The 10,292-nt window shown below is 55.8% G+C and carries 10 protein-coding genes and 1 tRNA gene; 1 reads left to right on the forward strand and 10 read right to left on the reverse strand.

Annotation, left to right across the window (positions count from 1 at the left end; all coding sequences use genetic code 11):
- Positions 1-85 precede the first annotated feature (85 nt).
- Complete coding sequence (gene bipL, locus AAEZ03_RS24955; RefSeq protein ID WP_123750675.1) at positions 86-1,027, reverse strand: phospholipase BipL; 942 nt, start codon at positions 1,025-1,027, stop codon at positions 86-88.
- Between the two features lie 108 nt (positions 1,028-1,135).
- On the opposite strand from bipL, the gene AAEZ03_RS24960 reads away from it, so the two are divergent.
- Entirely contained in the window at positions 1,136-1,729 is a 594-nt protein-coding gene (locus AAEZ03_RS24960; protein WP_123750676.1) for a DUF6436 domain-containing protein, read from the forward strand.
- Positions 1,730-1,738: 9 nt separating this feature from the next.
- On the opposite strand, the gene AAEZ03_RS24965 is transcribed toward AAEZ03_RS24960, so the two are convergent.
- The 9 genes from AAEZ03_RS24965 to AAEZ03_RS25005 all read right to left on the reverse strand — a co-directional run bounded on the left by AAEZ03_RS24965 (position 1,739) and on the right by AAEZ03_RS25005 (position 9,970).
- A tRNA-Ile gene (locus tag AAEZ03_RS24965) sits at positions 1,739-1,811 on the reverse strand.
- Positions 1,802-3,175: an MFS transporter gene (locus tag AAEZ03_RS24970; protein WP_350582300.1), complete on the reverse strand. Its 1,374-nt coding sequence runs from the start codon at positions 3,173-3,175 to the stop codon at positions 1,802-1,804. The genes AAEZ03_RS24965 and AAEZ03_RS24970 overlap by 10 nt, the downstream gene beginning before the upstream one ends.
- A 20-nt stretch (positions 3,176-3,195) precedes the next feature.
- Complete coding sequence (locus AAEZ03_RS24975; RefSeq protein ID WP_350582302.1) at positions 3,196-4,107, reverse strand: 2OG-Fe(II) oxygenase family protein; 912 nt, start codon at positions 4,105-4,107, stop codon at positions 3,196-3,198.
- Entirely contained in the window at positions 4,085-4,972 is an 888-nt protein-coding gene (locus AAEZ03_RS24980; RefSeq protein ID WP_185059633.1) for a 2OG-Fe(II) oxygenase family protein, read from the reverse strand. The genes AAEZ03_RS24975 and AAEZ03_RS24980 overlap by 23 nt, the downstream gene beginning before the upstream one ends.
- A 61-nt stretch (positions 4,973-5,033) precedes the next feature.
- Complete coding sequence (locus AAEZ03_RS24985) at positions 5,034-5,951, reverse strand: 2OG-Fe(II) oxygenase family protein (RefSeq protein ID WP_350582305.1); 918 nt, start codon at positions 5,949-5,951, stop codon at positions 5,034-5,036.
- The gene (locus AAEZ03_RS24990; protein WP_350582308.1) at positions 5,944-7,386 is read right to left on the reverse strand and encodes a cytochrome P450; all 1,443 of its coding nucleotides are present in this window, start codon (positions 7,384-7,386) and stop codon (positions 5,944-5,946) included. Before AAEZ03_RS24990 ends, AAEZ03_RS24985 begins: the two co-directional genes overlap by 8 nt.
- The gene (locus tag AAEZ03_RS24995; RefSeq protein WP_178109990.1) at positions 7,379-8,272 is read right to left on the reverse strand and encodes a 2OG-Fe(II) oxygenase family protein; all 894 of its coding nucleotides are present in this window, start codon (positions 8,270-8,272) and stop codon (positions 7,379-7,381) included. The genes AAEZ03_RS24990 and AAEZ03_RS24995 overlap by 8 nt, the downstream gene beginning before the upstream one ends.
- Positions 8,253-9,218 carry a 2OG-Fe(II) oxygenase family protein gene (locus tag AAEZ03_RS25000; protein WP_350582312.1) on the reverse strand — a complete coding sequence of 322 codons (966 nt, stop codon included), beginning with the start codon at positions 9,216-9,218 and terminating at the stop codon, positions 8,253-8,255. Before AAEZ03_RS25000 ends, AAEZ03_RS24995 begins: the two co-directional genes overlap by 20 nt.
- Positions 9,219-9,220: 2 nt before the next feature.
- Positions 9,221-9,970, reverse strand: coding sequence for a tRNA-dependent cyclodipeptide synthase (locus tag AAEZ03_RS25005; protein ID WP_123750683.1), 750 nt, complete (start codon positions 9,968-9,970; stop codon positions 9,221-9,223).
- Positions 9,971-10,292: the final 322 nt, after the last annotated feature.

Consider the following 10,292-nt stretch of genomic DNA (forward strand, 5'->3'; position numbering starts at 1 on the left):
TTGTTTATAAGAGACAGAGCTTGCCTCGCGATCTTTTAACGGTCAAAAGATCGCGAGGCAAGCTCGCTCCTACAGGGGTTTTGGGTCAAAAATGCTGATCCAGAAACGCAAAGTACTGCGCCCGAATGTCGGCGGTTTCATTGGCCAGGTGGTGACGGGCCTGAGGAATCAGCAGCACCTGCGGGTGATTGAACTTGGCGTCCAGCACCTTGAGGTTGTGCTCCCAATCAACGGTTTTATCGGCCTGGCCTTGAATCACCAAGGGCTGGCGGGCGCTCGGCGGCAGGGCCTCGACGCGGGGGATCCAGCGCGCCATGGCGCCGACCCAAGCGGTGGGCAGGCGCACGGGCTGTAGCGGATCAGCCTGCAAAAACGGCATGAAGTCCGGGTCATTGGTGTTCTCGCTGAAGCGCCGCTCAATGCCTTTAACAAAGGGCCTGAGCAGGTAATAGCTGAACTTGGACCACTGCCAGTCTTTGGGCCGCACCAGCGGTGCCAGCAAGATGGCCTGGCCCTGGGCCGGGCTCTGCTCGCCGTGATGCAGCAAATGGTCCAGCACCACGGCACCGCCGGTGCTCTGCCCGATCAAGTGCCAGGGTTGCGGCAGGTTCAGCGACTGGGCTTCGATAAACAGGCCTTGCAGCGCCTCCTGGTACTGATAAAAGTCGCCGATGCTGGCGCGCTCACCACTCGACAGGCCGTGGCCCGGCAAATCGCAGGCAATGACCACAAAACCGTGGTTCAACCCCCACTCGATCACATGCCGATACAGCCCCATGTGATCGTAAAAACCGTGGATCACAAACAGCGTGGCTTTGGGTGTGGACTCAGGCCACCACACCTGGCTGACCAAATCGTAGCCTGCGGCACTGAAGCGCCCCAACTGGCGACGGACCGGTGCTGCGCGCTGCGCAAAGTCCAGCCCGTAAAAATGCTGGTATGCCAGATCCTCACTCGATAAAGGCTGACCTGCGACCAACGGTTGTAAATGGGGGCGCAAGGACTCGGGGGAAAACGCGACAGACATAGGGGTTCCAAACAGAAAGGCATGAAGGCAGAACAGTCTTTATAGCTGACGATATTCTGCTGTCAGTTTAAGCATGGCAAGCTACGCGCCCTTTCAGGAACATTCAGCATGCCCGTACCGACCCTTAAAACCTGGCTTGCCTGGCTGCTGGTGCTGACCTGCGCCGTGGGTGTGTGGGCCGCTTACCACTGGTTTGAGGGGCGTTATATCCGTGCGTTCAACGACCAGACCGTTTTGTTTGCCGGGGACGTGCTGGCCCTGCCCGCAGACCTCTCGGGCGCGGGGCCGATTCGCGTGGTGCACTTCTGGGACCCGGCCTGCCCGTGCAATGTCGGCAACCAGCAACACCTGAGCGAGCTGCTGGCGACCTACGTGCCGCAGGGCGTTGAGTTTTATGCCGTCCAAAAGCCCGGCAGCCAGGGCCAGTTGCCTGCCAGCCTGGGTGCGATCAAGCCCCTGACCACCCTGCCCGGCGCCGAACACTTGAGCGTCAGCCCGGCGGTTGCCATCTGGGACCGCAGCGGCCAGTTGGCCTACTTCGGCCCCTACAGCGAAGGTGCCACCTGCAACGCCAGCAACAGCTTCATCGAACCCGTGCTGCAAGCCTTGACCCAAGGCCGCAGCGTCAACGCCACTCACACCCTGGCGGTGGGGTGTTACTGCCCGTGGTCGTCGAAGCAGTCACTGCCCATGCAGCGTTGAAAGCAATGATTGGCCGGGAAGGGCTCGAACCTTCCACCTCACCCTTATCAAGAGTGCGCTCTACCCGCTGAGCTACCGGCCAGTTAACTTATCCACAGGTTGCTGACCTGTGTGCCCGCCCCAATACCGCTGCCCTGCCCACAACATCAAGCTGGCAACGAAACAACAAAGGGCGAGGCTGGTAAATACCCCCTGAATGTCCAGCATTTCGCCCGTGCTGCGTCCAGCGAGAATGACACCGAAGCCTGCCGCCAAGGTGATGATGGTTTTGGTCAGGCCGCTGGCCACACCCGCTACGTGCTCACCCACAACAGCTTGCGTCGCGATTAAGGTCAGCGCATTGGCGACCCCTAGAAATCCTCCACACAAGGTGACCAGCAGCAGATAGAGCCATTCGCTTAGTGCAAACGCAGCGCCCAGCAGTAACGCCGCGCTGGCGCACAGGCAGGTAGCCATCGCTCTCACTGCGCAAGATGACGGGATGCGGCCAGCAATGGGCCCACCGCAGGCCAGAAGCACCGCCGAGCCAAGGAATGCGATACCTGCTTGCAAGGGGCTCAACCCCCACACGCTTTGCAACGACAACGGCACCACAAACAGATGCACCACCGTTGAGGTATTCACCACGGCCCCGGCTAACGTCAGCATCCAGTACGGGGCATTGCGAAACAGGCAGGTCGCGATCAGAGGGGTGGCGGCGTGTTTTTCGCGCCAGGCGAACAGACTGAAACTGAGCACCATTGCGCTGACGATAAAGACCGTTTGCGGGCTTGCCCATGCGTGAGTGCCCAGTTCATCCAGCAAGAAGCCGAAGGCGACCAGCCCTACACTGACCAACAGCAACCCCAGCCCATCCACGGCTGCGCGCTCGCCTGACGGGTGTTGCCCGGCTATTGGCCAGCAACACCCGAGTGCGAATAGCACCACGGGCACATTGATCCAGAAAATAAACCGCCAACTGAACCATTGGCTCATTGCAGCCCCTATAAAAGGGCCAATCACCGTGGCGATGGCCCCAAGCCCTAACGCCAAACCCATTGCCCGACCGCGACGTGCGCTGGGGTACACATGGCTCAACAGTGCGAGGCCCGAGGGCATGATGCAGGCGGCGCCGATGCCCTGAAGCACACGCGCAGCAATTAGCCCGTTCAGTGTCGGCGTAACGGCACACAGTAATGACGCCAGGCCGAACAGCGACAGCCCTGTGCGCAACATACGGCGATGGCCAATACCATCACTCAAGCGGCCGGCAGCCAGCATCAACGTACCGACGCAGAGCAAATAACCACTCACCACCCATTTAACGTGTGCTACCGACGCCGCAAAGTCATGGGCGATGGGCAGCAGCGCCAAATTCAATGCAAACGCATCCAGCTGAATACAAAAAATCCCGGCGGAAAAGGCCAGTAATGCCAGACGTTGAGACCGTTCAGAAGTCGATTTCATGGCCACCTGCGGGTTGGTGTTCAATACAGGCCCACTGAATGGGGTTGGTACGTCTGGTCAAGAATGGAAGTGAGGAACTGCTCAAAGTCGGCCACTAACTCAAGGCCATGCTCTGGCTTATAGGTGTAAAGGCCTTCGCACATCTGTTTGTCGAGGCTGCTGTCGAGAAACAACGCGTATGAAAAACGGTCCTCTTTGGCATGTTCAGGTCGCTGCTGCACGACCCTGTGCGCGACTGCTGCGACGGGCCTAGCTGTGTGTCGGGTCAGGATTTCCATCGCGCATCCGAAGTTGACGATAAAACACCCGGGCCGGGGGTCAATCGGGCACCAGATACCCTCGCGCAAAACCTCAAGCCCAGGCTCCAGTGAGCGCAACACCGTGACCCAGCCGGAGTCTTTGTGAACGTTCAAGCCGCGCGCTTTTACGTGGGGGCGAAAATGATTGAACGTTAACGTATGGGTACCCGCCTGGGTCATGCAGTGCCCTGTAGCTTTGAGCCAAAGTGCGCGTGGAATATCCAGATGCTTCAGTACGGCCAGCATCACCTCGATGGCCAAGGCTTTCAGATGTTGCGCCAAGCTGCACAGTGCTTGGGGAAACAGCTGTTGCCAATGTGTGCTGCGTAAAAAGAATTGTTCTGTCTGATCTGCATCTCTGCAGAAATACCCTTGAAGAGGGCCGAGTTCGGTCTCGGTTTGGGTTTTAAATCCGCGATAAGCGCAGTCGCGTGGCTCGTTTGGAGGCGGGGGCAAATAAAAGTGGCGGGCGAATCGATCTCCCGGCGCAAGGTCAATTGGCGCGGAGGGCTCAACGAAGAAAAAACCGTCGAGTAGCGCCTGTTGTATGCCGTTGGCCTGATCAAATTGCAGGCCATGATTGGTCAGCGTGGCTTGTTGCCACGGGCGATTACACGCGGGAATGGAAGGCATAGCCCATTCCTTGCGCTTTTTGCACTGAAAAGGCTCTGAACGACTGATACCTGTCCAAGGCGCCCGATGGGTTGTATTGATAGAGGTCCATATCAAAGTCAGGCCCCATGTACACCGTAAATGACGACCGATCCGGCGCCTGCGCTGAGGGCCGGGTTTCGATAACGCGGTGCAAGACGGCCCGGCCAGGCAAGGGCAAATGGGCTGTCAGGATTTGATAGGCGTCGCCCAAGTTGACGATAAAACAGCGTGGCTCCAGTGCAACGGCTTGCCACACGCCCTTGTGGAGGATTTCGAATCCTGGCTGATCGGCTGCGATCAGAGTGATAAAACCGCTGTCAGTGTGTTCGACGATCCCCAGCGTGCCTCTGACACAGGCACGGTAGTGGTTGAGGGTTGTGTAACACAGGCTTGTCTCGTCCAGCGTTGCCCCGGTGATGGTTGCCCAGTGCTCCTTGCGCACCTCTGAGGCCTCAAACAAATGACGCAAGACCTGTACCGTCAGGATTTTCATGGCCTCCAGTAACTCGGTTACAGGCAATGCAAAATACTCGTGCCACAGATGGCTCTCGATTTGCAGTTGTTCGACCTGATTGGGGCGATCTTCGTAGCCTAACTTTGAGCGTGGGTGGGCATGCTCACGATGGCCGCGCATTCGATCCAGAGTGTCTAGCCGGGGTTGATAAAAATTACGGCACAACTCAAAGCCCGGGTTCAGGTCTACACCCTGCGGGATTTCCAGCAAAAATGCGCCAAGGCTTAGCGCCTGTTCAAGCGTGCTCTTGCTGAAGGCCAGGCCGTGGTGGGTCAAACGTGCTCGGGGCAACGCTATCGCACGGGGTTGATCGGCTGCGGATAAGCTCATGCTACCTCCACTGAAGCGTCCATCTTTAGATATCAGGGCCTGTGGATAACCTTGCCCGTTGTTACAGCGTGTGTGTCCTGTCGTAGGTACGTGCGACTTCCTGCTCGGCAAAGTCCGCCACGCTTTGCAGCACCGCAGCCCGGCCATGACGGTATTGGTAGATAGTGCCGTCGAGCGCCGAGTCGAGAAAAAGCGCATATGAGGTTCTTTCGAGTCCTGGCTCACGGGGTTCGAGTTGCGCAACGCCGTGAATATTGGCCCTGACGGGTGTTTCAAGCCTTCCGGTCAGCACCTCGAAGGAACTGCCGAAATTGATGATGAAGTAGCCTGGTTCCGGGTTGATCGCCCGTATCTGCCCGTTAATCCACGCATATAAGCCGGGCTCGGTAGAGCGAAGTACCGTCACCCACCCCGAATCGCGGTGAAATTTGCAGCCGCGAGCCTTTTTTGACGACCGAAAATGGTTGAATGCCAGCATCTGATGCCCGCCGTTCTCGCTAAGACCTGACGAAATGCAAGGCCAGTCGCGGACCGGGAGCTTGAGGTGGGCCAAGGTGCTGCGCAGCACACTGATGCCGATGGCTGCCATTTGAGTACCCACTATCGCCACTGATTGGGGTAACAAGTGCCAATTGGCGCGCTCGATGTAGAAGTTTTCCCATTGATCGTGGGGGCGGTCGAAATAGCCCTGATAGAGCCCGGGCACGTCCATTTCGAGAAAGCCGTTTTGGGGCAGGTAAAACTGCTGTGCAAATTGATCAGCGGCCTTACACACCAAGCCTTGGGGCATTTTCAGCAAAAAGAAACCTTGCTCAAGCCCACGGGCAAACCCATTGGGCGAATCGAAGACCAATTTCGTGCCCGCAAGTCGTGCCCGCTCCAGAGCACAGGGCGGGTACATGGCCTGTGCGTGGGCCTGATGCAACGGTGAAGGCAATGTCAGGCTGTCCCGGTAGGTAGCAGTGTGGCGATTAACCATCGCTCTGATCTCCACAGTGTTTGGGGCGCAGGGTCAACACGCCTGGCTGTGCGGGCTTGGGCATCGCGCAATGGCGTCGCAGACTGAGGTCGATACCTTCGCTGCTGACCTCAAAGCGGCCATAAAGCTCACGTAGCAACAATCCTTGAATGTTGACTGAGAAAAGACGGCCTGGGCATTTGCGTGGGTTGCGCCGGGTGTTGAGCATGCTGAACGAGTTGATGTCATAGCGATTGCGCGCCAGCAGTGAGGTGCAGAGCGTGTGGGCTGTGTCGTCCTTTTTTTGCAGTGCCAGAATATGGGTGACATCGAAAGCTTCAGGCTGGATAAAAATGTGAGGATCTCTATTGGCCTGCCAGCGGTCCAGCCACAACTGGGTGTCTTCGGGGACTAGCACGCGCTGACCTGCATGTTCGATTTCGCACGGCTTAAGCGTCCGTCGCCAAAGCGCTGTTGGGTTGGAGCCTCCTAGACGCAGCGCTTCCATAACCGCCAGATCAATAACGTTTGGTGCTTGAGTGCAACTGTCTGAGGCCGCTAACAGGACCTCACGTTTAACGTGGGCAGAGGTCTCGATGTACGCCAGCGACCACAACAGGCTAAGCGCCGTAGTGTCATAGGTTGCAATGATGATTGTGCCGATCTCCAGCGCCCGCTCCGTACTCAGGGTTTCAATGTTTTTTCGGGTAAAAGGCAGCGCCCAAAGGGCGAAATGGCCAAGGATCAGGTTGGTCAGGGGCGCTTGTTCAATGGCGTCGAAGTTGGTGAGCAGCAGGTCTCTGATGAACGGTTTCAAGGCTTCATGCTGCTTTAGCGCGAGCCTGTCGTCATGACTAATGACCTTGGAGGCCTGTTCGAAGAATCCGCTGACCACGTCCCTGAACCGATCGTCTTGCAGGTACTGGTCCAGGCTTTTTATCGTGCAGTCCAGGATGCCTGGTAGATAGCTATCAACTTGACTGACCCACAATAAGGTCAATTTCTCCATGCACATCGGAGTGCGCGGGCATTGGTACAAAAAGACGGCTGCCAAACGACGAATATCGTCTTTTATGCTGTCGATAAAACGCTGACTCCCGAGCACATGCTCCACTGCCCGACGTTTTTGCGAGCGCAATGGGTCACTGATGTGCAGTGAGCCCAAAAAGCCACCGAACAACTCATGATTGGCATCGGTTGAGGGCGCAAGGTCTTCATCATTGAATAGCGCGCGATTGTCCATCTGATAAAGCGCCAGTTGTTCGCCCATCCAGAAACTGCAAAGGCCGCCTGACTGTTCAGCGCAGTGACGAATTCCGCTGACCTTAAAGTACTCAGTGGCGGGCAAGCCTTGCACAGAGGTTGCAATGTGGAACTCGTCGCCATGCCCGCGCACGGGGCAAGGTCCTGGATGATGCGCAATGAGTCCGGCAAAAGGCGGGCATTGTTTATTCATTGGGCGTGCCCTGAGTCTGTTCAGAGAGGATGCCGAATGAGGCATGCCGGTCTTGCCAGGTGCGCTCGTTGAATCGACGAAGGAATGCTTCAGCACTCATCAGCCGTCGCAACTCGCCCAAAGGCTGCACTTCGTAGAGGTCAGCGCTGGCGGGAGGATTTAGGAACGTGGCAAACGAGAAGCGGTCTTCTTGTCCCGGCAGCGCCGCGCACTCGCGCACGCGATGCTTAATGGCTCGAGCCGAAAGCGGCAGTTGCGCACTGAGTAATTCAAGGCACGCGCCGAAGTTGACAATGAAATACCCAGGTTCCGGTTCAATAGGCTGCCACCCCCCGTCGATGAATGCCTCAAGGCCTGATTGGCGGGTGTACAGCAGCGTCACAAAACCGGTGTCCTGATGTTCTGCACAACCCGGCAAATGGCGTTCGGGACGGTAATGGCTTGCGGCAAACCAATGGGTGCCCTGGCCTGTCACTGCGCCACCACTGGCGGATGCCCATAGCGCCTGAGCCACTCCAAGTTCGCGCAAGGCTGCCTGAAGAATCACTTGGCCAAGCGCGTCCATTGCGAGCACCATTTTCACCACGGCACCTGGCAGGCGTGTGGCCCAGCGCGTTTTATCGACTAACAGATGTTCAGTCTGAAAATGTTCGCGATCGAAATAAATGTCGGTTTGAGGACGGAAGCCGCGATAGCGGGTGGAAGACGTGGCGGGTAAATAAAACTCGCGGCACAGTTTTATCCCAGGCTCAAGATTTAACGTTTCCGGGATTTTCAGTAAAAATAAACCTTGCTCTATGGCCGCGCGTAAACTGAATGGCGTTTTAAATAGTAAAGCGTCTTGATAAATAATGGCACGCTGCATATTAATCTTGTGTGTTTTCATTTTGCGCGCCTCCTGCATTGACAGTGCCTTGGTAAATCTCCTGGTCATTATTGTTAATTAACTCTCGAGCATCACAGATGCGTTCCAGGCCCCGTGTTGGGTAGTAAGAAAAGATGCCATGGTCATGGGGTATAAAGTTACTGGAACTGAAGTGCCCAAAACTAATGCGGTCTTGGGCTTGGTGCGTTACTCGGTGCAAGATAGCAGCCACTGGCGAGTCGCAATGAGCTGTTAACCACTCCATTGACAGCCCGAAGTTGATCACGAATGTATCAGGCGCACATTTAACTGACTCCCAACGATCAAGGCGGTTTACCTCAAGTCCAGGTTGAGTGGTGCGCAGAATTGTCAAAAAACCATCATCTTTGTGCGAGCTTAACCCCGCCTCTGGTAACTGCGCGCGGTAATGGTTGAAGGTCAGGTGGTAAGCCCCTGCGCCTTGTGAGCAACCGCCAGTGGCTTGAGGCCAGAGGTGTTTCGGTATGCCGGCGTAGTCCAGTGCGGCGCCCAGGATCAGCCGGGATATTTCGGTCATTTTCTCGGCTATCCGGGTAATTTCAGTTGGGTAATAGCGACTCCAAAACCGGCGTTCCAGCAGAAACTGTTCAATCTGGTCGACGCGCTGATGGAACCCCAGCAGTTCATCGTCAAACTGGTTGGCCCTAATGTTTTTGAAATGCCCATACGGGCTGGCATCTCCTCGGTAAAACTCGCTAGCGAATTGATCGGCGGCCGTGATGTCCAGTTCTGCCGGGATAGTCAGTAAGAAAACGCCGTCGGCAAACGCTTGCCGCCGATCCTGATCATTGGCAAACCCCAACCGGCCGCCTTCAATCCAGGCACAGACCAATTGAGCGGTTGTGCTCACGGGGCGCGTATCGACACGTTTGTGGTAAAGCTCGCTATAGAGCTGGCCCGCTGAGGTTGGCCTGGTTGAGTGGCGCATGTTCATCGTCCTTTGAGGCACAGAGAAACGATGGTCAGCGCCTTGAGTTCATCAGGAGCCTGGGGGTGTAGACCCTGAGCTATCTCCGATAAGGTGCTGAACGAGCCGGGGTAGATCATCACGCTGTGCCCCTGCTGCTGCAGGCAGGCAAAAATGGCGAATTCTTCAAGAAAGTACGCGGTCGAAAAACCGACCTTGCGTGCCCATTCGGCAGGGGTCGAGGCTTCCAGCCTTTTACGCAAGTAGTGCTCAGCGAAACATTTGACGGACTGACTGAACGCGGCGTCGGCTCGATAGAGGTGCGTGAGTTGAGCATGCAAGTGCTGATAACTTGCCAGGGCCTGAACCCCTTGGCAGGTGATAAAGCGAAATTGTGTGAGCGCGCGAAAATGCTCAAATACGGGCTGGCTTTCACCGACAAAACGCTTACCCAATTGCAGGGCTGTGGTCAGCGCTATAGAGGGATGCATGTCATGTACAGACTGGAGGGTCAGGCGGTGAATGCTGTCTCCCACCAGCACAGTGCACTGGGTAAAACGCCGCGAAATCCATTGCACAATGCTCGCCAGTTTTTCGGGATGGAAATGACTATTTTCGAGGCTGATGCCTAAAAAACAATGCTCGGATAACTCAAAATTATGTCGATGCTCCCCCGGTGATACTGATGCTATTTTTGCTTTATATTTCAAATTAATAGAAGTGCTGGTCGGAACACTACAGGCGCCGGAAATATTATTTAAATCGTGCGACATGCTGACTCCTTGCTCAAGTATCGATGGTTAGTGTTCGAACTTGTTGGTGAGTTATAGCCGAATTGAATAAATAGACATGACGCAGTAGCAGTTTCTAAAAATTGATATCTATAAGTGTTATTTGAATGATTTATTTATAATTGCAGGTACGTTAATTCGCAACGTCTTACCGTGTAGGATATTGCCAATTATTTTGTATGAATTAACCTACAAGTATGTAAAGAGTTGTTATCAAGCCTCATTTGCAGGCCTGCACTGGGTTAACTGTAGGAGCGAGCTTGCTCGCGATCTTTTAAACGATCAAAAGATCGCGAGCAAGCTC

This window comes from Pseudomonas sp. HY2-MNA-CIBAN-0224 (assembly GCF_040310285.1).
In the GTDB taxonomy this organism is placed as follows: Bacteria; Pseudomonadota; Gammaproteobacteria; order Pseudomonadales; family Pseudomonadaceae; genus Aquipseudomonas; species Aquipseudomonas helleri.

Excerpts from the sequence above, each read along its gene's own strand:
- bipL (WP_123750675.1), bottom strand. The coding sequence starts at position 1,027 with ATGTCTGTCGCGTTTTCCCCCGAGTCCTTGCGCCCCCATTTACAACCG.
- AAEZ03_RS24980 (WP_185059633.1), bottom strand. The coding sequence starts at position 4,972 with ATGAGCTTATCCGCAGCCGATCAACCCCGTGCGATAGCGTTGCCCCGA.
- AAEZ03_RS24975 (WP_350582302.1), bottom strand. The coding sequence starts at position 4,107 with ATGCCTTCCATTCCCGCGTGTAATCGCCCGTGGCAACAAGCCACGCTG.
- AAEZ03_RS24960 (WP_123750676.1), top strand. The coding sequence starts at position 1,136 with ATGCCCGTACCGACCCTTAAAACCTGGCTTGCCTGGCTGCTGGTGCTG.
- AAEZ03_RS24995 (WP_178109990.1), bottom strand. The coding sequence starts at position 8,272 with ATGAAAACACACAAGATTAATATGCAGCGTGCCATTATTTATCAAGAC.
- AAEZ03_RS25005 (WP_123750683.1), bottom strand. The coding sequence starts at position 9,970 with ATGTCGCACGATTTAAATAATATTTCCGGCGCCTGTAGTGTTCCGACC.
- AAEZ03_RS25000 (WP_350582312.1), bottom strand. The coding sequence starts at position 9,218 with ATGCGCCACTCAACCAGGCCAACCTCAGCGGGCCAGCTCTATAGCGAG.
- AAEZ03_RS24985 (WP_350582305.1), bottom strand. The coding sequence starts at position 5,951 with ATGGTTAATCGCCACACTGCTACCTACCGGGACAGCCTGACATTGCCT.
- AAEZ03_RS24990 (WP_350582308.1), bottom strand. The coding sequence starts at position 7,386 with ATGAATAAACAATGCCCGCCTTTTGCCGGACTCATTGCGCATCATCCA.
- AAEZ03_RS24970 (WP_350582300.1), bottom strand. The coding sequence starts at position 3,175 with ATGAAATCGACTTCTGAACGGTCTCAACGTCTGGCATTACTGGCCTTT.